19 protein-coding genes are annotated in these 20,269 nt (G+C 66.7%); 10 read left to right on the top strand and 9 right to left on the bottom strand.

Going from position 1 to position 20,269, the window contains the following annotated elements; translation table 11 throughout:
- Positions 1-14 precede the first annotated feature (14 nt).
- Positions 15-770 carry an arginyltransferase gene (locus ACZK29_RS05885; RefSeq protein ID WP_111204063.1) on the bottom strand — a complete coding sequence of 252 codons (756 nt, stop codon included), beginning with the start codon at positions 768-770 and terminating at the stop codon, positions 15-17.
- 156 nt (positions 771-926) lie between these two features.
- Here ACZK29_RS05885 and ACZK29_RS05890 point away from each other — a divergent pair, with 156 nt between their 5' ends.
- Positions 927-1,487 carry an EF-hand domain-containing protein gene (locus tag ACZK29_RS05890; RefSeq protein ID WP_111204064.1) on the top strand — a complete coding sequence of 187 codons (561 nt, stop codon included), beginning with the start codon at positions 927-929 and terminating at the stop codon, positions 1,485-1,487.
- Between the two features lie 51 nt (positions 1,488-1,538).
- Here the strand turns inward: ACZK29_RS05890 and ACZK29_RS05895 are convergent, their stop codons facing one another.
- The 4 genes from ACZK29_RS05895 to ACZK29_RS05910 all read right to left on the bottom strand — a co-directional run bounded on the left by ACZK29_RS05895 (position 1,539) and on the right by ACZK29_RS05910 (position 5,254).
- On the bottom strand, positions 1,539-2,756 hold the full coding sequence (locus ACZK29_RS05895) for an RNA polymerase sigma factor (protein WP_111204065.1): 1,218 nt from the start codon (positions 2,754-2,756) through the stop codon (positions 1,539-1,541).
- A gap of 155 nt (positions 2,757-2,911) precedes the next feature.
- Positions 2,912-3,421, bottom strand: a complete 510-nt coding sequence (locus ACZK29_RS05900; RefSeq protein WP_111204066.1) for a pathogenicity-like protein — start codon at positions 3,419-3,421, stop codon at positions 2,912-2,914.
- Positions 3,422-3,425: 4 nt separating this feature from the next.
- The gene (tesB, locus tag ACZK29_RS05905; protein ID WP_005408551.1) at positions 3,426-4,346 is read right to left on the bottom strand and encodes an acyl-CoA thioesterase II; all 921 of its coding nucleotides are present in this window, start codon (positions 4,344-4,346) and stop codon (positions 3,426-3,428) included.
- A gap of 131 nt (positions 4,347-4,477) precedes the next feature.
- Positions 4,478-5,254, bottom strand: coding sequence for an enoyl-CoA hydratase/isomerase family protein (locus ACZK29_RS05910; RefSeq protein WP_478446793.1), 777 nt, complete (start codon positions 5,252-5,254; stop codon positions 4,478-4,480).
- A 34-nt stretch (positions 5,255-5,288) separates the two neighbouring features.
- On the opposite strand from ACZK29_RS05910, the gene ACZK29_RS05915 reads away from it, so the two are divergent.
- Positions 5,289-5,735, top strand: a complete 447-nt coding sequence (locus ACZK29_RS05915; RefSeq protein ID WP_111204068.1) for a copper chaperone PCu(A)C — start codon at positions 5,289-5,291, stop codon at positions 5,733-5,735.
- Positions 5,736-5,827: 92 nt separating this feature from the next.
- Here ACZK29_RS05915 and ACZK29_RS05920 read toward each other — a convergent pair whose 3' ends face one another.
- The 3 genes from ACZK29_RS05920 to uvrA form a co-directional block, all read right to left on the bottom strand.
- Positions 5,828-6,553 (bottom strand): enolase, encoded by a 726-nt coding sequence (locus tag ACZK29_RS05920; RefSeq protein ID WP_478446794.1) that lies wholly within the window; start codon positions 6,551-6,553, stop codon positions 5,828-5,830.
- A 90-nt stretch (positions 6,554-6,643) separates the two neighbouring features.
- Positions 6,644-7,051: an acyl-CoA thioesterase gene (locus ACZK29_RS05925; RefSeq protein WP_006424673.1), complete on the bottom strand. Its 408-nt coding sequence runs from the start codon at positions 7,049-7,051 to the stop codon at positions 6,644-6,646.
- A complete protein-coding gene (uvrA, locus tag ACZK29_RS05930; protein ID WP_111204070.1) occupies positions 7,051-10,050 on the bottom strand; it encodes an excinuclease ABC subunit UvrA in 3,000 nt (999 codons plus the stop codon). The genes ACZK29_RS05925 and uvrA overlap by 1 nt, the downstream gene beginning before the upstream one ends.
- Positions 10,051-10,367: 317 nt before the next feature.
- Between uvrA and rplU the strand changes: the two genes are divergently transcribed.
- From rplU to ACZK29_RS05950, 4 genes are all read left to right on the top strand, one after another.
- Positions 10,368-10,676 (top strand): 50S ribosomal protein L21, encoded by a 309-nt coding sequence (rplU, locus tag ACZK29_RS05935; protein ID WP_005408557.1) that lies wholly within the window; start codon positions 10,368-10,370, stop codon positions 10,674-10,676.
- An 18-nt stretch (positions 10,677-10,694) separates the two neighbouring features.
- On the top strand, positions 10,695-10,958 hold the full coding sequence (gene rpmA / locus ACZK29_RS05940; RefSeq protein WP_005415704.1) for a 50S ribosomal protein L27: 264 nt from the start codon (positions 10,695-10,697) through the stop codon (positions 10,956-10,958).
- Between the two features lie 177 nt (positions 10,959-11,135).
- Positions 11,136-12,188 carry an Obg family GTPase CgtA gene (cgtA, locus tag ACZK29_RS05945; RefSeq protein ID WP_049404715.1) on the top strand — a complete coding sequence of 351 codons (1,053 nt, stop codon included), beginning with the start codon at positions 11,136-11,138 and terminating at the stop codon, positions 12,186-12,188.
- A 330-nt stretch (positions 12,189-12,518) separates the two neighbouring features.
- On the top strand, positions 12,519-13,463 hold the full coding sequence (locus ACZK29_RS05950) for an IS481-like element ISStma3 family transposase (RefSeq protein ID WP_111202610.1): 945 nt from the start codon (positions 12,519-12,521) through the stop codon (positions 13,461-13,463).
- Positions 13,464-13,880: 417 nt separating this feature from the next.
- Here the strand turns inward: ACZK29_RS05950 and rpsT are convergent, their stop codons facing one another.
- Complete coding sequence (rpsT, locus tag ACZK29_RS05955) at positions 13,881-14,150, bottom strand: 30S ribosomal protein S20 (protein WP_005408560.1); 270 nt, start codon at positions 14,148-14,150, stop codon at positions 13,881-13,883.
- A gap of 117 nt (positions 14,151-14,267) precedes the next feature.
- Here rpsT and murJ point away from each other — a divergent pair, with 117 nt between their 5' ends.
- The 4 genes from murJ to lspA all read left to right on the top strand — a co-directional run bounded on the left by murJ (position 14,268) and on the right by lspA (position 20,247).
- Positions 14,268-15,872: a murein biosynthesis integral membrane protein MurJ gene (gene murJ, locus ACZK29_RS05960; protein ID WP_111204854.1), complete on the top strand. Its 1,605-nt coding sequence runs from the start codon at positions 14,268-14,270 to the stop codon at positions 15,870-15,872.
- Positions 15,873-15,947: 75 nt separating this feature from the next.
- Positions 15,948-16,895: a bifunctional riboflavin kinase/FAD synthetase gene (locus ACZK29_RS05965; RefSeq protein ID WP_043034124.1), complete on the top strand. Its 948-nt coding sequence runs from the start codon at positions 15,948-15,950 to the stop codon at positions 16,893-16,895.
- On the top strand, positions 16,892-19,723 hold the full coding sequence (ileS, locus tag ACZK29_RS05970; RefSeq protein ID WP_478446795.1) for an isoleucine--tRNA ligase: 2,832 nt from the start codon (positions 16,892-16,894) through the stop codon (positions 19,721-19,723). Before ACZK29_RS05965 ends, ileS begins: the two co-directional genes overlap by 4 nt.
- Positions 19,723-20,247, top strand: coding sequence for a signal peptidase II (gene lspA / locus ACZK29_RS05975; protein ID WP_005408564.1), 525 nt, complete (start codon positions 19,723-19,725; stop codon positions 20,245-20,247). The genes ileS and lspA overlap by 1 nt, the downstream gene beginning before the upstream one ends.
- Positions 20,248-20,269 lie beyond the last annotated feature (22 nt).

The following is a 20,269-nucleotide window of genomic DNA, read 5'->3' on the forward strand; positions in this document are numbered from 1 at the left end:
GTGTCAGCGGTTTGTCAGCGCCCGTCCAGTTCGTTGTCGAAATCGTGCCAGCGGCGGCCGTCGTAGGCCTCCAGCGGATGGAAGCGGCGCTTGTAGTCCATCTTCTGGTGGCCGCGGATCCAGTAGCCCAGGTATACGTGTGGCAGGCCCTCGCGACGCGCCCATTCAATCTGCTGCAGGATCGCGAAGGTGCCCAGCCCGCGCGCGGCGTGGTCCGGGTCGAAGAACGTGTAGACCGCCGACAGGCCGTGCTCGGTGACGTCGGTCACCGCCACCCCCAGCAGTTGGCTGGGCTGGCCGTCGTGGCCGGGCAGGCGCATTTCCATGAAACGGGTGTGCGACCAGCTGCCGATCAGGAACTGCTCGAACTCGTGCGGGCCATGGTCGTCCATGCCGCCGTTGGCGTGGCGGTGGGTGAGATAACGGTGGTACAGCGCGAACAGGTCGTCGCGGGCGGTGGCGGCGGTGATCCGCACCTCCAGGTCGTCATTGCGGGCGGCACAACGGCGCTGGCTGCGGTCCGGGGCGAAACGTGCCACCGGGATGCGTACCGCCACGCAGGCCTGGCAGTGCGCGCAGTGCGGCCGGTAGACCAGATCACCGCTGCGGCGGAAGCCCCAGCTCAGTGCCAGCGGGTACAGGCCGCCCAGGCGGCGGTCGTGCGGGTCCAGCACCAGGTCGCGTGCGACCCGGTCCGACCAGTAGCCGCAGGGGTGCTCGCCGGTCTGGAAAAGCCGCAGTTCGTCGTCTCTGTCGCCATGCATCGCCATGGGCACAGCATAGCCCCAGCCCGTCGCAGTGGCGGCGACTGTCCGCCGGATGAATGGAACCGGCCACGGCGTCAACCGATGTCGCGCCCGGGCGTTGTTGTCTCCCGAGGGTGAAGTGATCACCCCGACGCAATTCCCATTCCCAGGAGTGACCCCATGATCCGTACCCCCCTGTTGCTGGCCCTGCTGCTCGCCACCTCCGCCTCCGGCATCGCGCTGGCTGCCGACACCCCGGCCGCGCCCGCACAGCGCCCGGCCAAGCTGGACACCAACGGCGACGGCGTCATCGATCGCAGCGAGGCAGCCGCCAACCCGCGCCTGGCCGCGAAGTTCGACGAACTGGACAAGAACAAGGACGGCAGGCTTTCGCGCGATGAACTGCCGCGCTGGCAGCATGGTCGCCGTGGCCACGGCGGCGAGCGCTGGGCCAAGCTGGACGTCAACAAGGACGGGCGCATCAGCCGCGAGGAAGCCAAGGCCGATCCGCGCCTGGCCGCGCGTTTCGACCAGCTCGACCTCAACAAGGACGGCTATCTGGACAAGGCCGATCGCGAGCTGCGCATGAAGCAGCGCCGTGATGCCTGGTTCGCTGCCGCCGACACCAACAAGGATGGCCAGCTGAGCAAGGCCGAGTTCGACGCAGCCAAGGGTCCGATGCACGGCGGCCCGCGTCATGGCGGTCCGCGCGACGGCGCTGCGCCGAAGCCGCAGCGCTGAGGTTCAACGCAGGGATTGACGACAACGCCGGCGCATTGCCGGCGTTGTCCGTTACACGTTTCCGTTGCGCATCAGCGCATATACCACCAGACCGATCACGAATACGTTCGCCCCGATGATGCCGGTGCGCCCGTACACGGATTCGTATTTCCAGTTGGTTCCGCTGCGGCCGCGCCGCGCCGAATCACGCGCGATCATGGGGGCCATCACGCGCTGCAGCGGCACCAGGCACTGGTAGTTCACCGTACCCAGGCCGATGACGAGAATGGCAAGTTGCAGCCACAGCGGCACCTGCAGCATCAGCGAAACCAACAGGCTGGTGCAGACCACCATCGCAGTGAACGTATTGAGGTGCACGAACCGTCGCACGGCCGCCCGTTCCTGCGGGGTGTCTGCGAAGCGCAGCAGGAAGCGGCCCCCCAGATAGCTGCCGATGATGCCACCGACGACGCCCCCGGCAACGGCGGCCCAGTTGCTGGCGGGTATCAGGTGCAGCTGGCTGGCGGCGGCCGTCAGTGAACCCATGGCTGCGCCGCCTGCGGCACTGACGCCGCCCAGGCCCAGCTTGCTGCCGCCCACGCCGACGCCGGTGCTGAGCAGGATCGCGGCACTGGCGGTGCCGGGCGCGGCCACCAGCACCATCGACACCACCGCGGTGGCAAACGCGGCGCTCGGTGCGCTGCTGCGGGCGAACTCACCGAAGCGCTGCAGCAGGCCGTCGCGCACCAGGGCGCGGGCGCGCGACAGGCGCTTGCGCACCGCCGCGTCGCTGAGACCGAGCAGGTCGGCCACCTGCTGCGAGCGCTGGCCTTCGCGGTAGTACAGCAACAGCACTTCGCGGCTGTCGGCGGGTAGGGTGGAGATGATGTCCTCGGCGGCGATTTCTTCCTCCACCCGCTGCAGGCGATCGGCTGCGCCCGGCGACGGATCTGCGGCCATCCCCATCGCCACCTCGGCCGCCTCGCCGGTCAGTGGACGGCCACGCTGGGCGCGCAGCCAGTCGCGGGCCAGGTTGCGGGTGATCTGCCGCAGCCACGGCAGGAAGCTGGTCGCGCTGCGCAGCTGGTGCAGCTGCTGCCAGCCCTTCACGAAGGCTTCCTGGGCGATGTCCTCGCTGGCCTGGCGATCGCGGGTGATGGCCAGGGCGATGGCGGTGACCGTGTTCTGGCAGGCCAGCACGATGCGGCCATAGGCGTGCTGGCAACCGCCGGCGGCGGCGGGCAGTTCGCGTTCCAGGGTCTGGTCGATCGATGCGGCGAACGTCGTCATGGCGGCGGCTCTCCTGCTGGGATTGTGTCCCATGACGGAGCCGCGCGCCCAATGTGACCGACCTTCTGTGCGGTAGTGCCGGCCGCTGGCCGGCAACCGCAGCCCGCTGGACGGGTTCATGAGGTTGCCGGCCAGCGGCCGGCACTACCCGAGCGTTACTTGGAGGGCTGGATGCGGACCCGGACTTCTTCCTCTTCCGGCGCGGCCTGCGGGGCCGGTTGTGCCTGCTGTGGCTGGGCCTGCGGGGCAGGGGCCGGTGCCGCAGGCGCCGGGGCGCCGCGGTGGCGCAGGCCGATCACCAGTGCCACGCCGGCGATCACCAGCAGCAGCGCGATGCGGATGCGCCAGGCCCAGCTACGGCCGCCGCTGCCCGCTTCCGGCGCGTCGCGGAAGGCGAATTCGGCGGTGGGGTGGTCGCGGCGGGTGGTGTCGAGCAGGCGCGCCTCACGCAGAATCTCGCGTGCGCGCGGCTGGTCGTCGGCGCGCACGATCCACACCGCCGGGTAGGCGTTGGCGTTGCCGAGGTCGGTATAGCTGAACTGACCGCGGCGGCGGGTCTTGTACGAGCGCCCATTGGTGACCTTGACGTCGATGCCATGCTCGCGCAGGAGCTCGGCCACGCCTTCGACGGTTTCCACACGCTGGCTGCTGAAGATCTGGCGCATGGGTTTACTCCTTGGCCGGCACGGCGGCGGCCGCAGCCTGGTCGGGAACGACGCGGATCAGGCCTTCCTGCGCGGTGCTGGCCACCAGCACGCCATTTCGGGTGAAGAACTGGCCGCGGGCCAGGCCGCGCGAATCCTGCGCGCTTGGGCTGTCCAGCGAATACAGCAGCCAGTCGTCCGCACGGAACGGGCGGTGGAACCAGATCGCGTGGTCAAGCGAGGCCATCTGCACGTGCGGGTGGTAGTAGCTGATGCCGTGCGGGAACGTCGCCGTGCCCAGCAGGTGGAAGTCGGATGCGTAGGCCAGCAGCGCCTGGTGCAGCTCCGGCGCATCGCCAACCGGTTCGCTCAGGCGTAGCCACACCTGGTGATAGGGCGGGCGCTTGGGCGGGTTCAGTTCGTCGCGCGGGTAGACGTGGCGGAACTCGAACGGGCCGCCACGCGACAGCCAGCGCTGCACCTTGATCGGCAGCCGCTCCAGCACTTCAGCCGGCAGCGGCCGGTTCGGTTCGATGTCTTCCGGCTGCGGCACTTCGGGCATCTTGTGCTGGTGCTCGGCGCCGGTCTCGGCCTGCTGGAACGAGGCTGCGCAGAAGAAGATCACCTTGCCGTGCTGGATCGCGGTGACCCGGCGCACCGAGAAGCTGCCGCCATCGCGGGTGCGGTCCACGTCGTAGACGATCGGGTGGTCGATGTTGCCGGCGCGCAGGAAATAGGCGTGCAGCGAGTGCACGTGGCGGCCGTTGTCGACCGTGGCCTGCGCCGCGGCCAGCGCCTGGCCCAGCACCTGCCCGCCGAACACGTACTTGGTGCCGATGTCGCGGCTCTGCCCGCGGAACAGGTTGTCCTCCAGCCGCTCCAGCGTGAGCAGGTCGATCAGCTCGGAGACGACGGGTTCGGGCGTGTCGTTCAAGGGGGCGGCCACAGCAGTGAAAGAGGGCCTGATTATACCGGTGCAGGCCGGCTGCCCGATCTTCGGTAGTGCCGGCCGCTGGCCGGCAACCTCATGATCCTCTTGGGCTGCCTGTGGCTGCCGGCCAGCGGCCGGCACTACCGTTATTTGCCGAGGCGGGCCACCAGCGCCTGCAGCGCGTTCTGTGCATCCAGGGCGAACCAGGCCTCGACGAAGCGGTCCAGCTGGATCAGGTCCGGGTGCAGCGCTTCGTGCAGGTCGGCGCGGGCGATGGCGCGGGTCAGCAGCATCGGCTGGCGCGGCTGCTTGAGCAGGTTCTGCAGCCAGGCAATGGCGCGCGCCACCACCAGGTCGCCTTCGGCCAGTTCATCGACCAGGCCGATCTGCAGCGCCTGTTCGGCCGGCACCAGCGAGCCGGTGGTCAGCAGCACGCCGGCGCGGTGCACGCCCACCGCACGGCGCAGCAGGCGCTGGATGCCCTCAGGTGCGATCAGGCCCACCTGCACTTCGTTCAGCCCGATGGCATACGGCCGCGACGGATCGGCGCTGCGCGCCATCACCCGGTAATCGCAGCACAGGGCCAGCACGCAGCCACCCGCCGGGGCGTGGCCGGTGATCGCCGCGACCACTGGAATGCGGCTCTCGGCCAGCGTGCGCACGGCGCCAAAGAAGGCGTTCCAGGTGTCCAACAACTTGTGCTTGTCATCGCCGTGCGAGAGCAGGTGCGGCACGTCCATGCCGCCGGTGAAGATACGCTCGCTGCCCGACAGCACGATGCCGTGCGCGTCTTCGGCCATGGCCAGCTCGATGGCATGGATCAACTGCCGGCACAGTTCGGTGTCCAGTGCGTTGACCGGCGGCCGCGCCAGGCGCAGTTCGCGGATGGGGCCATGGTTGATCACCTCGATGAGCGTCGTCATGCTGCGGTCTCGTTGCGAAGAAGGAACCTGGGCGATGATAACCAAACCATTCGTTGGCGTACTGTTGGTTCTGTGTGCGGCCGCAGCATCGGCCTCGGCTGCGGAATCGGGCTGCGTCACGGTGGAGCAGGGCTGGGCGCGGTTGCCACCGAATCCGGCGATGCCGATGACCGCTGGCTACGGCGTCATCCACAACGGCTGCGGCAAGGCGGTGGCGATCACCGGTGCGACCAGCAGCAGCTTCGATGATGTGTCGCTGCATGAGACCACGATTGTCGATGGCGTCAGCCGCATGCGCGCGATCGAACGCCTGCCGCTGGCACCCGGCGCGCGTGCCGAGCTCAAGCCCGGTGGCCTGCACCTGATGCTGATGCAGGGCAAGGGGGTGTTGAAGGAAGGCCAGGCGCTGCCGCTGCGGCTGCAACTGGAAGGCGGTGGTGAAGCGAGTGCGACGTTGACCGTGCGCAAGGCTGCGCCGTAACGCGTCGCCCGTTCCGCCGGGCATGGCCCGGCGCTACCGCTGATGATCCGGCGGTCTTGCCTGGGTAGCGCCGGGCCATGCCCGGCGGGATGCTACGTCCAATCGTACGAGAACAGCACCGTGCGGCTTACCGGTTCGTACAGCATCACGATCGCATCGGCACCGGTGGCGCACCAGTTGTAGCCGGCGACGTCTGCCACGGCGAAGAACTTGTTGCCATTGCGGGTGATGATCACCGTTTCGGCATCGTCCGGCGCGTCGGGGTCATCGGCAGCCTCGGTGAAGCCAAGCTCGAATGCCGCGGGAATCTCTGCGGTCTCGGTCCAGTTGCCGAAACCGATCGGTCCCCCCAGCGTATCCAGGTAATCGCGCTCGCTGGCCTCACCCTTGCCATAGCGGGAGTAGCAGGCGAGGCGACCGTGCGCGGCATGATAGTCGCGGGCCTTTGCGTAGCTCTCGCGCATCTGCGCGATGTGTTCCTGCGCGTGCTTGTCCTGCACCGCGTCGCCGATGAAATAGCCCTCGTTGCCGAGGAAGCGCATCTCGTTGCCGGCGGTCAGTTCGAAGGCGATCCAGTTGGTGCCGGTGAAATCGTTGCGGTGTTCTTCGGTGGTCTCGCCGATGCAGCCGTCATACGGCTCGATCGGACACAGCATTGTGGCCACCTGGCCAGCCAGTTCCGGGCGCAGTACGCCCAGGTCGATCTTCAGCAGCGGCAGCAGGTGCTGCGCGAGCCACGCCTGGTCGGCAGGGAAGACATCGGCGGGGAAGGGGACCATGCCGGGCAGCAGGTCGCGCAGTTCAGTCTGGTGGATCATGTCAGTCCTTTGAACGGTGTCGGTAGTGCCGGCCGCTGGCCGGCATGCGCGAAGCATCTGGAGGTTGCCGGCCAGCGGCCGGCACTACCTTCAGGTGGAAGCGCTGCGGATCGCCTCCGGCAGCGGTGCGCTCTTGCCGGTCTGGGTATCCATCCACACCACCACCACGTTGCCGTCCGAATACAGCTTCGACTCGTCCTGCTGGTCGACGATGCGGTGGCCGATGGTCACGCTGCTGTTGCCCAGGCGCTCGACGAACAGTTCGACCAGGATGTCGTTGGGCCACACGATCGGCAGCCGGTAATTGACGTTGGTCGCGGCCACCACCGGTGCGATGCGGTCGGTCATCGATACGCCGTCCACGCCCAGCATCCAGCGCACGCGCGCTTCTTCCAGGTAGGAGATGTACTTGGCGTTGTTAACGTGGCCCATGCTGTCCATGTCACGCCAGCGCACGCTGATCGGGATGCGGGCCAGGATCTTGTGTTCGCTGCTCATCAGGCGTCCTTCTTCTTGCTGGCAGTAGTGGTCTTGCTTGCCTTGCCGGTGCTCTTGGCGGCCACTGCCTTCTTCGCCGGCTTGGCGGTCTTCTCAGGCTTCACCTTGCGCGGCGGGCGGGCGTCGGGCTTGTTGGCCACGGCGGCCGGCTGCTCGGGACGCGCGCTGGTGGAGGGCAGCATGCGGGCCAGGAACTGGCCGGTGTACGACTGCGGGCAGGCCGCCACGTCCTCCGGCGTGCCGGTCACCAGGATGGTGCCACCACGATGCCCGCCTTCCGGGCCCAGGTCGACGATCCAGTCGGCGGTCTTGATCACGTCGAGGTTGTGCTCGATCACCACCACCGTGTTGCCCTCGTCGCGCAGCTTGTGCAGCACGCCCAGCAGCGCTTCGATGTCGTGGAAGTGCAGGCCGGTGGTCGGCTCGTCGAGGATGTACAGGGTACGGCCGGTATCGCGGCGCGACAGCTCCTTGGACAGTTTCACGCGCTGCGCTTCACCACCGGACAGCGTGGTCGCGCTCTGGCCCAGCTTGATGTAGCTCAGGCCCACGTCCACCAGCGTTTCCAGCTTGCGGGCGATTGACGGCACCGGCTCGAACAGCTTCAGCGCATCCTCGACGGTCATTTCCAGCACGTCGTTGATGTTGAAGCCCTTGTACAGGATCTCCAGCGTCTCGCGGTTGTAGCGCTTGCCGTGGCAGACATCGCACGGCACGTACACGTCCGGCAGGAAGTGCATCTCGACCTTGATCAGGCCATCGCCCTGGCAGGCCTCGCAGCGGCCACCACGCACGTTGAAGCTGAAACGGCCCGGCGAATAACCACGCGCACGCGCTTCGGGCACCTGCGCGAACAGCTCGCGCAGCGGGGTGAACAGGCCGGTGTAGGTGGCCGGGTTCGAACGCGGGGTGCGGCCGATCGGCGACTGGTCGATGTCCACCACCTTGTCGAACAGGTCCAGGCCATCGATCTCCTTGTACGGGGCGATCGGGTGCGAGGAACCATTGATCTCGTTGGCGGCCAGCGAGAACAGGGTGTCGTTGATCAGGGTCGACTTGCCCGAGCCGGACACGCCGGTCACGCAGGTCAGCAGGCCCGACGGAATCGCCAGGTCCACGCCCTTCAGGTTGTTGCCGCTGGCCCCGCGCAGGTGCAGGGTCATCTTCGGGTTCGGCTTGTGCCGGCGCGCCGGAATCTCGATCGCGCGCTTGCCCGACAGGTACTGGCCGGTCAGTGAACGTGGTGCCTCCAGGATGTCCTGCAGGGTGCCCTGGCCGACGATCTCGCCGCCATGCACGCCCGCGCCCGGGCCGATGTCCAGCACATAGTCGGCCAGCCGGATCGCATCCTCGTCATGCTCGACCACGATCACCGTGTTGCCCAGGTCACGCAGGCGGGTGAGGGTGCCGAGCAGTCGTTCGTTGTCGCGCTGGTGCAGGCCGATGGACGGCTCGTCGAGCACGTACATCACGCCCACCAGACCGGCGCCGATCTGGCTGGCCAGGCGGATGCGCTGTGCCTCGCCACCGGACAGGGTGTCGGCCTTGCGCTCCAGGGTCAGGTAATCCAGGCCCACATCGACCAGGAAGCCGAGGCGTTCGCCGATTTCCTTGACGATCTTCGAGGCGATTTCGCCACGCCAGCCCGGCAGGCTCAGTTCGCTGAAGAACTTCAGCGCCTCGTCGATCGGCAGCACCACCAGGTCCGGCAGCGGGCGGTCGGCCACGAACACGTTGCGTGCCGCCTTGTTGAGGCGGGCGCCATGGCATTCCGGGCACGGCTGTTCGCTGATGTACTTGGACAGTTCCTCGCGCACCGCCGGCGATTCGGTTTCCTTGTAGCGGCGTTCGAGGTTGGGAATGATGCCCTCGAAGCGGTGCTTGCGCTGGGTGCGGCCACCGGCTTCGGTGAAGTAGGTGAAGGTGATCGCTTCATCGCCACTGCCATACAGCACCGCCTGCTGCACGTTCTCCGGCAGCGAGTTCCACGCCGCGTCGACGTCGAACTTGTAGTGCTTGGCCAGCGAGGCGATCAGCTGGAAGTAGTAGGCATTGCGGCGGTCCCAGCCGCGCACCGCACCGGCGGCCAGCGACAGCTCGGGGTGCACCACCACGCGCGAAGGATCGAAGAATTCGGCCATGCCCAGGCCATCGCAGCCGGGGCAGGCGCCCATCGGTGCGTTGAACGAGAAAAGGCGCGGTTCCAGCTCCGGCAGCGAGTAATCGCAGACCGGGCAGGAATACTTGGAGGAGAACAGCGTCGGCGCGGTTTCGGTATTGTCCAGGCTCTGCACCGAGGCCATGCCGTCGCCCAGCTTCAGCGCGGTCTCGAAGCTCTCGGCCAGGCGCTGCTTGATGTCCTCGCGCGGGCGGAAGCGGTCGATCACCGCCTCGATGGTGTGCTTCTGGCGCAGCGCCAGCGGCGGCACCGCGTCGATTTCATGCAGCTCGCCGTCCACGCGCACGCGCACGAAACCCTGCGCACGCAGCTGGTCGAATACCTGCGCGTGCTCGCCCTTGCGGTCGCGGATGACCGGCGCCAACAGCATGTAACGCTGTTCCGGGTCCAGCGTCAGCACCTGGTCGACCATCTGGCTGACCGTCTGCGCTTCCAGTGGGTAGCCGTGGTCCGGGCAGCGCGGGGTGCCGACGCGGGCGTACAGCAGACGCAGGTAGTCGTAGATCTCGGTGATCGTGCCGACCGTCGAACGCGGGTTGTGCGAGGTCGACTTCTGCTCGATCGAGATCGCCGGGGACAGGCCCTCGATGTGGTCCAGGTCCGGCTTTTCCATCACGCTCAGGAACTGGCGTGCATAGGCCGACAGCGACTCGACGTAGCGGCGCTGGCCTTCTGCGTAGATGGTGTCGAACGCCAGCGAGGACTTGCCCGAACCGGACAGGCCGGTGATCACGATCAGCTTGTCGCGGGGCAGGTCGAGGTCGAGGTTCTTCAGGTTGTGCGTCCGCGCGCCGCGGATGCGGATGAAATCCATCGCCATGGGGGATCCGGTTGTGGGGGCGTTGGCTGGGTGCCGGGCCAGCAGGGAACGGCAATCGGTCAGCCTACCGAGGTGACCAGATGGGGGCAATGGGCGACAATGCCAGCCCGGTGTCTCACCTTGTGAGACAGGCCGACAGGCAGGGGTCAGATCCCTTTTCACGGCGTGAAAAGGGATCTGACCCCGTTACGGCCCGGTCACCGGGACCGTTCAGGGGTTGACTTGACCCGCGCCCGCTGATCTGCGTACAATTCCGCTCCTGTCCGCCCTCGATGGCGGCAGCTCAGACCACAATAACTACAGAGGAAGGCCTGGTCATGTACGCAGTACTGGTCACCGGCGGTAAGCAATACCGCGTGGCGCAGGGCGAAAAGCTCCGCATTGAAAAGCTCGAAGTCGAAGTCGGCAGCGAGATCAAGTTTGACAACATCCTGATGCTGGGTGACAGCGACGGCGTGAAGCTGGGCGATGCGCTGAAGGGCGCTGCCGTCACCGCCAAGGTCCTGTCCCAGGGTCGTGCTGACAAGGTCCGGATCATCAAGTTCCGTCGCCGCAAGCACCACATGAAGCGTCAGGGTCACCGTCAGTACTACACCGAAATCGAGATCACCGGCATCGCCGGCTAAGCATCAGGAGAAGCAGTCATGGCACATAAAAAGGGCGTAGGCTCCTCGCGCAACGGTCGCGACTCCAACCCGAAGTACCTGGGCGTCAAGATCTTCGGCGGCCAGGCCATCGAAGCCGGCAACATCATCGTGCGTCAGCGCGGCACCCAGTTCCACCCGGGTTCGGGCGTTGGCCTGGGCCGTGACCACACCCTGTTCGCCCTCGTGGACGGCAAGGTGGAGTTCTCGGTCAAGGGCGCCAAGAAGCGTCGCACCGTCAGCATCGTCTCGGCCGACGCCTGATTCAAGCATCGCCGGCACCCGTGCCCCGGCATGGGAGTGCTGCATGAAGAGCCCCGCTTCGGCGGGGCTTTTCGTTAGAGTGGAAGCAAGACCGGCCAGGCCGGGCTGCCGGCCATCGGCAGGCATAACATTCAAGGCGGCGGCCGGCAGGCCGCGCCCATCGCAGGCATCGAAACAATGAAACTGGTAGACGAAGCAGAAATCGAAGTGTTCGCCGGCAACGGCGGCAACGGCTGCATTGGCTTCCGTCGCGAGAAGTTCATTCCGCTCGGCGGCCCGGACGGCGGCGACGGCGGTGCGGGCGGCAGCGTGTACATTCGTGCCGACGAAAACCTGAACACCCTGGTCGACTTCCGCCATGACCGCATCTTCAAGGCGCAGCGTGGCGAGAACGGCATGGGCCGCCAGGCCTACGGCAAGGGCGGCGAGGACCTGACCATCACCGTGCCGGTCGGCACCGTGGTGATCAACGTTGCCACCGATGAAGTCATCGGCGACCTGACCCAGCACGGCGACCGCCTGCTGGTGGCCAAGGGCGGCCGCGGTGGCTTGGGCAACATGCACTTCAAGAGCTCGACCAACCGCTCGCCGCGCCAGGCGCTGCCGGGCGAGCCGGGCGAAGAGCGCACGCTGAAGCTGGAGCTGAAGCTGCTGGCCGATGTCGGCCTGCTGGGCTTCCCCAACGCCGGCAAGAGCACCCTGATCCGCGCCGTTTCGGCGGCGACGCCGAAGGTGGCCGATTACCCGTTCACCACGCTGTACCCGAACCTGGGTGTGGTGAAGGTGGAGAACTACCGCAGCTTCGTGATCGCCGATATTCCGGGCCTGATCGAAGGCGCGGCGGATGGCGCCGGCCTGGGTGCGCAGTTCCTGCGCCACCTGCAGCGTACCCGCCTGCTGCTGCACCTGGTGGACATCTCGCCGATGGAAGGTGGCGTGGAAGGGATTTCTCCGGTCGAGCAGGTGCGCGCCATCGAGCGCGAGCTGGAAAAGCACGATCCGGAACTGCTGCAGAAGCCGCGCTGGCTGGTGCTGAACAAGGCTGACCTGATGTTCGAAGACGAAGCGAAGGCTGCGGCCGAGCAGATCGTCGCCGAGCTGGGCTGGAAGGAGCCGTGGTTCCTGGTCTCCGCGCTGGGTCGCGAAGGTACTTTCCCGATCATGAGTCGGATCATGGCCTTCTTCGATCGTCAGAAGGAAGAAGAGCAGGAAGCCCGCGACGCGCAGTAGACTCGACTGCTGGTCGACTGGCGTTGAAAGAAACCCGGCTTCGGCCGGGTTTTTTGTGGCCTGCGCGATGGGGTTGGCTGGGGCGACGGGCTCCGGCCTGGGCGACGGGTTTCGGTTGGGGTAATGGGTCCCGCTGGGGCGACTGGCTCCGGCTGGGGCGACGGGTTTCGGTTGGGGCAATGGGTCCCGCTGGGGCAATGGCTCCGGCTGGGGCAATGGCTCCGGCTGGGTAGAGTCGACTGTTAGTTGTGATCTCTCTGTACGTTGTTCATCCGGGGCATCTTTGGAAAATGGTGGTTACCACACCGTTCCAGCCCCCAAAGAGCCCGGATGAACAATCATAAAAATGCCCGTTTGACGACGTTTAGTCGAGCGCTTCTGGTCCACCGTATCCTCCACGAGGGCTTACGCCCGGAAGAAGCAGCTCAAGCGTGTGGCGTAAGTGTGCGTACGGCCTACAAGTGGCTGGCCCGATTCCGCCAGTTCGGGGCACCGGGGCTGGAAAACCGCAGCTCACGGCCTCACCAGACGCCGCATGCCACACCTGCTCCGGTAGTCGAGCAGATCAAGGAGCATCGCCGTAAGCGGCAGACCTACCTGACCATCTCCAAGGCGCTGGGGGTCGGCCACAGTACGATTTCAAGGCTGATGCGCGCCCACGGCCTCAATCGGCTGTGTCGGCTTGATCCGCCCAAGGAGGTCATCCGATACGAATACGATCAGCCCGGAGGGCTGCTGCACCTGGACATCAAGAAGCTGGGCAACTTCCAGCGGCCAGGGCACAGAACCGATGCCAAACGCCGGGGAAATACCGCTGGCGGTGGCTGGGGCTACGTCCACGTGGCCATTGACGATCACTCCCGGGTCGCCTTCAGCAGCGTCCACCCCAACGAACAGGGCGAAACCGCCTGCCAGGCGTTGCTGGGCGCTCTGGAGTACTACGCCAGCCTGGGAATCACCTTCAAGCGGATCCTGACCGACAACGGTGCCTGCTATCGCTCCACCGCCTTTGCCAAGCTGCTCAAATCCCTTGGGATCAAGCACATCAGAACCAAGCCCTACACGCCGCGGACCAATGGCAAAGCCGAGCGCTTCATCCAGACCAGCCTGCGCGAGTGGGCTTACGCCTGCGAGTACGCATCCTCGGACCAGCGCAATTCCGTGTTGAGCCAATGGCTGCACCACTACAACTGGCACCGTCCCCATATGGCGATCGGCGGCCAGCCACCTATCTCCAGAGTGCCGCTGAACAACGTAGTGGGTTTACACAGTTAGTCGACTGCTCTTCGCGCTACCCGTAAAGCCCGCGCTGCGCGCGTTAGTCGACTAACAGTCGACTCTACCCCGTCGAAGCAGCCAGCCGACGCAGCCAGCCGACGCAGCCAGCCGACGCAGCCAGCCGACGCAGCCAGCCGACGCAGCCAGCCGACGCAGCCAGCCGACGCAGCCAGCCGACGCAGCCAGCCGACGCAGCCAGCCGACGCAGCCAGCCGACGCAGCCAGCCGACGCAGCCAGCCGACGCAGCCAGCCGACGCAGCCAATCGACGCAGCCAATCGACGCAGCCAATCGACGCAGCCGGCCGATGCCGCCGGACCTGCGGCAATCCCCGGATCGAAGGCAACAAAAAACCCGGCCGAGGCCGGGCTTTTGTCTGCAGCCCGACCCCGAAGGGCAGGGCGGCAACGCCGGATCAGGCGGCCTTGAGGGCCTTGATGCGGTCGTTCAGGCGGCTCTTATGGCGAGCAGCCTTGTTCTTGTGGATCAGGCCACGCGCGCTGAAGCGATCCAGGATCGGCTGGGCAACGGCGAAGGCGGCTTCGGCGCCGGCGGCATCGTTGGCGTCCAGCGCCTTGATCACTTTCTTGACAGCGGTGCGCAGCATCGAGCGCTGAGCCACGTTGCGCGCGTTGCGCACGACGGTCTGCTTGGCGCGCTTCTTGGCGGACTTGATATTGGCCACGGTGGTGGTTTCCTGAAAAAATCGGTGTTATGGGAACAGCAAGCTAGCTAGTATGATGGCGTAAGAAATGCACGTCAAGTCGATTGTCAAGAGGGACGCTGAGTGAGTTCACCCAAGTTGTTGCGGGGCCTGCTGTCGTTCAGCAGCATGACCATGGTCTCGCGCGTTCTCGGACTTGTCCGGGACTTCGTGGTGACCACCACGTTCGGCACCAACGCCATCACTGATGCTTTCTGGGTCGCCTTCAGGGTACCCAATTTCCTGCGGCGTTTGTTCGCCGAAGGCTCTTTCGCCACTGCTTTCGTGCCCGTGTTCACGGAAGTGAAGGAAACCCGCAGCCACGCCGAGCTGCGTGAACTGATGGCCCGCACCGCCGGCACCCTGGGTGGGGTGCTGATGCTGGTCACCGCGCTGGCGCTGATCTTCGCGCCGCAGCTGGCCTCGGTCTTTTCCAGCGGTGTTGATACCGACCCGGTGAAGCAGGGCCTGCTGGTCGATCTGTTCCGCCTCACCTTCCCGTTCCTCCTTTTCGTCTCGCTCACCGCGCTGGCCGGTGGCGCGCTGAACAGCTTCCAGCGCTTTGCCATGCCGGCGCTGACCCCGGTCATCCTCAACCTGTGCATGATCGCCGGCGCACTGTGGCTGGCACCGCGGCTGGGCGGCACCCCGGAAAAGCAGATCCTGGCGCTGGGCTGGGCGGTGCTGGCTGCCGGCATTCTGCAGTTGCTGTTCCAGCTGCCCTCGCTGAAGGGCATCAACCTGCTGACCCTGCCGCGCTGGGGCTGGAGCCATCCGGGCGTGCGCAAGGTGATGACGCTGATGGTGCCGACCCTGTTCGGTTCCTCGGTGGCGCAGATCAACCTGCTGCTGGATACGGTGATCGCGGCCAAGCTGACCGACGGCTCGCAGTCCTGGCTGTCGCTGGCCGACCGCTTCCTGGAACTGCCACTGGGCGTGTTCGGTGTGGCGCTGGGCACGGTGATCCTGCCGGCGCTGGCCCGTCACCACGTCAGCACCGACCGCGAGGGATTCTCGCGCTCGCTGGACTGGGGCCTGCGGATGACCCTGCTGATCTCGGTGCCGGCCATGCTCGGCCTGCTGCTGTTGGCCGAACCGCTGATCGCGACCATCTTCCAGCACGGCCAGTTCAGTGCCTTCGATACCCGCATGACCGCGCTGTCGGTGTACGGCCTGAGCTTCGGCCTGCCGGCGTTCGCCCTGCTGAAGGTGGTGTTGCCGGCGTTCTACGCGCGCCAGGACACCAAGACCCCGGTGCGCGCGGGTGTGGCCGCGCTGGTGGCCAACATGGTGTTCAACTTCGCCCTGCTGGCGGTGCTGTACCAGGTGATGGTGCCGGACGAGCTGAAAGCGCAGGGCGTGATGGCGGCCATCGGCAAGCAGCCGGGCCTGCACCTGGCACTGGGCATCGCCAGCGCGCTGTCCAGTTACCTGAACCTGGGCCTGCTCTGGTACTGGCTGGGCAAGACCGATGTCTACCAGCGCCGGCCGGGCTGGGGCGGCTATCTGCTGCGCCTGCTGTTGGCCTGCCTGGCCATGGTCGCCGCGCTGCTGGCCTTGCTGCACTGGCTGCCAGCGTTCTCGGCGATGGGTGTATGGGAGCGGATCGGCAGCCTGTCACTGCTGGTCGGCGGCGGCGGCACCACCTACGCGGTGGCCATGGTGGCGATGGGCTTCCGTCCGCGCGACCTGCGCGGGCATTGATCACCGCTTGTGGCGGCTATACTTCAGGGTTACACCATTGAAGCGGCGGCCCCGGTCGGGCCGGAACGAGAGTTGATGAGCAGGCTGTTCAGAAGCGTCGAGGGCGGGGAGTTGTTCCCCAACGGAAGCGTGGTCTGTATCGGTGCATTCGACGGCCTCCACCTGGGCCATCGTGCGCTGGTCCGCCACGCGGTTGCCCGTGCGCGCGCCTTGGGCGTGGCCGCGGTGGCGGTGGCCTTCGAGCCGCTGCCGCGTGAGTTCTTCGCCCAAGGCACACCGCCGCCGCGGCTGACCCTGGCGCGCAGCAAGGTCGAGATCCTGCGCGAACTCGGCGTCGATGCGGTCGGCCTGCTGCGCTTCGACGCGGCGATGGCAGCGATGCCGGCCGAGACCTTCGTGCGCCAGCTGCTGGTGCAGCGCCTGAACGCCCGCGAAGTCTGGATCGGCCCGGAGTTCTGCTTCGGCAACCGCCGCCGTGGCGACCTGGCCCTGCTGCAGGAGATGGGCGCCGAGCTCGGCTTCAGCGCCGGCGAGATCGAAGCGGTCGACCTGCATGGCGAACGTATTTCCAGCACCCGCATCCGCCAGCTGCTGCAGGAGGGCGACTTCGCCCGTGCCAACGACCTGCTGGGTCGTCCGTACGCGATCAGCGGCCGGGTGGTGCGCGGGCGCCAGCTCGGCCGTACGCTGGGCTTTCCCACCGCCAACCTGCGGTTCCCGAAGACCCCGGCGCTGTCGGGCATCTACGCGACCTGGGTGCACGGCGTGTTCGACCAGCCGTGGCCATCGGTCTCCAGCTTCGGCACGCGGCCGACGGTGGAGGGCGTGGAGCCGCTGCTGGAAGCCCACCTGTTCGATTTCCAGGGCGACCTGTACGGGCGCCACATCGACGTGGAATTCGTCGCCAAGCTGCGCGACGAAGAGAAATTCAATGATCTGGCGGCACTGACCGACCAGATGCACCGCGACGCCGAACAGGCGCGCGCCATCCTTTCCGAACATAGATTGCGAGCCACTGCGTGAGCCAGGACTACAAGACCACCCTGAACCTGCCAGCCACCGAATTCCCGATGCGCGGCGACCTGCCCAAGCGCGAGCCGGGCATTCTGGCGCAGTGGGAAGCGCAGGGGCTCTACCAGCAGCTGCGCGACAACGCCGCCGGCCGCCCGCTGTTCGTGCTGCATGACGGCCCGCCGTACGCCAACGGCCGCATCCACCTGGGCCACGCGGTCAACAAGATCCTGAAGGACATCATCGTCAAGTCGCGCTACCTGGCCGGCTTCGATGCGCCCTACGTGCCGGGCTGGGACTGCCATGGCCTGCCGATCGAGATCGCGGTCGAGAAGAAGTGGGGCAAGGTCGGCACCAAGCTCGACGCCGTTGAATTCCGCCAGAAGTGCCGTGAGTTCGCCGAAGAGCAGATCAACATCCAGCGCGTGGACTTCAAGCGCCTGGGCGTGACCGGTGACTGGGACAACCCGTACAAGACCCTGAGCTTCGACTTCGAAGCCAACGAAATCCGTGCGCTGGCCAAGGTCGTCGCCAATGGTCACCTGGTGCGCGGCGCCAAGCCGGTGTACTGGTGCTTCGACTGCGGTTCGGCGCTGGCCGAGGCGGAAATCGAGTACCAGGAAAAGGAATCGCCGGCGATCGACGTGGCCTACGCCGCGCGCGATGCGCAGGCCATCGGTCAGGCGTTCGGCGTGAGCGTGCCGGCCGACGTCGAAGTGGCCGTGCCGATCTGGACCACCACCCCGTGGACGCTGCCGGCCTCGCTGGCGGTGTCGCTGGGCGCGGAGATCAACTATGTGCTGGCCGAAGGCCCGGCGCACAACGGCAAGCGCCGTTGGCTGGTGCTGGCCGCCGCGCTGGCCGAGCGCGCACTGCAGCGCTACGGTGTCGAGAATGTGGTGCTGCACGGTGAAACCACCGGTGCGGCGCTGGAAAACCAGCTGCTGGCGCACCCGTTCTATCCGGGACGCGACATCCCGCTGCTCAATGGCGACCACGTCTCCGACGAGGACGGTACCGGTGCGGTGCACACCGCCCCCGGCCATGGCCAGGAAGACTTCGTGGTCAGCCAGAAGTACGGCCTGCTGGACAAGTACAACGCCGGCCAGGTGACCCCGATCGACGGCCGTGGCGTGTACCTGGAATCGACCCCGCCGGCCGGTGACGTGGTGCTGGCCGGCCAGCATCTGTGGAAGGCGCAGGAGGCCATCGTCGGCGTGCTGCGCGACAACGGTGCGCTGCTGGCCTTCCACCCGATCCGCCACAGCTACCCGCATTGCTGGCGCCACAAGACGCCGGTGGTGTTCCGCGCCACTCCGCAGTGGTTCATCTCGATGGACAAGGCCAACCTGCGCAGCGATGCGCTGGCCGCCATCGATACCGTGGGCTGGTTCCCGACCTGGGGCAAGGCGCGCATCCAGAGCATGGTTGACGGTCGCCCGGACTGGACCATCTCGCGCCAGCGCACCTGGGGCGTGCCGATCGCGCTGTTCACCCATCGCCAGACCGGCGAGATCCATCCGCGCTCGGTGGAGCTGATGCAGCAGGTCGCCGACCGCGTCGAAGCCGAGGGCATCGATGTCTGGTACTCGCTGGACGCCGCCGAACTGCTGGGCGCTGAAGCGGCCGACTACGAGAAGGTCACCGACATCCTCGACGTCTGGTTCGATTCGGGCGTGACCCATGAAGGCGTGCTCGCCGCGCGTGGCTTCGGCAAGCCGGCCGACCTGTACCTGGAAGGTTCGGACCAGCATCGCGGCTGGTTCCAGTCCTCGCTGCTGACCGGCGTGGCGATCGACAAGCGCGCGCCGTACAAGCAGTGCCTGACCCACGGCTTCACCGTGGACGAGCACGGCCGCAAGATGTCCAAGTCGCTGGGCAATGGCATCGAGCCGCAGGACATCATGAACAAGCTGGGCGCGGACATCCTGCGCCTGTGGATCGCCTCGGCCGACTACAGCAACGAGATGTCGCTGTCGCAGGAGATCCTGAAGCGCAACGCCGACGCCTACCGTCGCCTGCGCAACACCGCACGCTTCCTGCTCGGCAACCTGGACGGCTTCGATCCGGCCCAGCACCTGCAACCGCTCGACCAGATGGTCGCGCTGGACCGCTGGATCGTGCATCGCGCATGGGAGCTGCAGGAGAAGATCAAGGCAGCCTACGACGGCTACAACATGGCCGAGATCGTGCAGCTGCTGCTGAATTTCTGCAGCGTGGACCTGGGTTCGCTGTACCTGGACGTGACCAAGGACCGCCTGTACACGATGCCGACCGATTCGCACGGTCGCCGTTCGGCACAGAGTGCGATGTACCACATCGCCGAAGCGTTCACCCGCTGGGTGGCGCCGATCCTGACCTTCACCGCCGACGAGCTGTGGGGCTACCTGCCGGGCGAGCATGCCGGCCACGTGCTGTTCACCACCTGGTACGACGGCCTGGCGCCGCTGCCGGCGGATGCCCAGCTCAACGCCGCCGATTTCGACCAGCTGCTGGCCGTGCGCGAGCAGGTGGCCAAGGTGCTGGAGCCGATGCGTGCCAACGGTGCGATCGGTGCCGCGCTGGAAGCGGAAATCACCATCGCCGCCAGCGAAGAGCAGGCTGCGCGCTGGCAGCCGCTGGCCGATGAACTGCGCTTCCTGTTCATCAGCGGCGACGTGCAGGTGCGCCCCGCGACCACCGACGAGGTGTTCGTCAGCGCCCAGCCGACCACCAAGGCCAAGTGCGTGCGCTGCTGGCACCACCGTGCCGATGTCGGCAGCAACGCCGATCACCCGGAACTGTGCGGCCGCTGCGTGAGCAACATCACCGGCGCCGGTGAAGTGCGGAGCTGGTTCTGATGGCCGCGCCCCGTCCGCACCCGAACGCCCTGGTCTGGCTGCTGCTGTCGGCCGCCATCATCGGCCTGGACCAGTGGTCCAAGGCCTGGGTGCTGTCCAGCCTGCCGGAGTTCCAGCCGGTGGTGGTCATCGACGGCTTCTGGAACTGGTACCGCACTTACAACACCGGCGCGGCATTCAGTTTCCTGAGCGACGCCGGTGGCTGGCAGAAGTACTTCTTCACCGCGCTGGCCATCGCCATCAGCGGGCTGATGGCCTGGTGGCTGCGCGGCACTGCCCGTGGCAACTGGAAGGCCGCGGTGCCGTATGCGCTCATCATCGGCGGCGCCATCGGCAACGTGATCGACCGCCAGGTGCATGGTCACGTGGTCGATTTCATCCAGTGGTACGTGGGCAGCTACACCTGGCCCTCGTTCAACATCGCCGATTCGGCCATCGTGGTGGGTGCCATCGGCATCGCCCTGTTTGGCCTGTTCGACGGCAAGTCCGCCAAAAAGGCGGATAATGCCAATCCGAAACCGTAAGCCGGCCGCTGCCGGGAGATTG

It is taken from the genome of Stenotrophomonas sp. 89682_Sma (assembly GCF_056481405.1).

What these genes read in the sequence shown, in the direction of transcription:
- ACZK29_RS05890 (WP_111204064.1), top strand. Translation starts at nt 927, where the DNA reads ATGATCCGTACCCCCCTGTTGCTGGCCCTGCTGCTCGCCACCTCCGCC.
- ACZK29_RS05910 (WP_478446793.1), bottom strand. Translation starts at nt 5,254, where the DNA reads ATGACGACGCTCATCGAGGTGATCAACCATGGCCCCATCCGCGAACTG.
- ACZK29_RS05920 (WP_478446794.1), bottom strand. Translation starts at nt 6,553, where the DNA reads ATGATCCACCAGACTGAACTGCGCGACCTGCTGCCCGGCATGGTCCCC.
- cgtA (WP_049404715.1), top strand. Translation starts at nt 11,136, where the DNA reads ATGAAACTGGTAGACGAAGCAGAAATCGAAGTGTTCGCCGGCAACGGC.
- ACZK29_RS05900 (WP_111204066.1), bottom strand. Translation starts at nt 3,421, where the DNA reads ATGCGCCAGATCTTCAGCAGCCAGCGTGTGGAAACCGTCGAAGGCGTG.
- uvrA (WP_111204070.1), bottom strand. Translation starts at nt 10,050, where the DNA reads ATGGCGATGGATTTCATCCGCATCCGCGGCGCGCGGACGCACAACCTG.
- lspA (WP_005408564.1), top strand. Translation starts at nt 19,723, where the DNA reads ATGGCCGCGCCCCGTCCGCACCCGAACGCCCTGGTCTGGCTGCTGCTG.
- ACZK29_RS05950 (WP_111202610.1), top strand. Translation starts at nt 12,519, where the DNA reads ATGAACAATCATAAAAATGCCCGTTTGACGACGTTTAGTCGAGCGCTT.
- ACZK29_RS05965 (WP_043034124.1), top strand. Translation starts at nt 15,948, where the DNA reads ATGAGCAGGCTGTTCAGAAGCGTCGAGGGCGGGGAGTTGTTCCCCAAC.
- ACZK29_RS05895 (WP_111204065.1), bottom strand. Translation starts at nt 2,756, where the DNA reads ATGACGACGTTCGCCGCATCGATCGACCAGACCCTGGAACGCGAACTG.
- rpmA (WP_005415704.1), top strand. Translation starts at nt 10,695, where the DNA reads ATGGCACATAAAAAGGGCGTAGGCTCCTCGCGCAACGGTCGCGACTCC.
- ACZK29_RS05915 (WP_111204068.1), top strand. Translation starts at nt 5,289, where the DNA reads ATGATAACCAAACCATTCGTTGGCGTACTGTTGGTTCTGTGTGCGGCC.
- rplU (WP_005408557.1), top strand. Translation starts at nt 10,368, where the DNA reads ATGTACGCAGTACTGGTCACCGGCGGTAAGCAATACCGCGTGGCGCAG.
- ACZK29_RS05885 (WP_111204063.1), bottom strand. Translation starts at nt 770, where the DNA reads ATGGCGATGCATGGCGACAGAGACGACGAACTGCGGCTTTTCCAGACC.
- ACZK29_RS05925 (WP_006424673.1), bottom strand. Translation starts at nt 7,051, where the DNA reads ATGAGCAGCGAACACAAGATCCTGGCCCGCATCCCGATCAGCGTGCGC.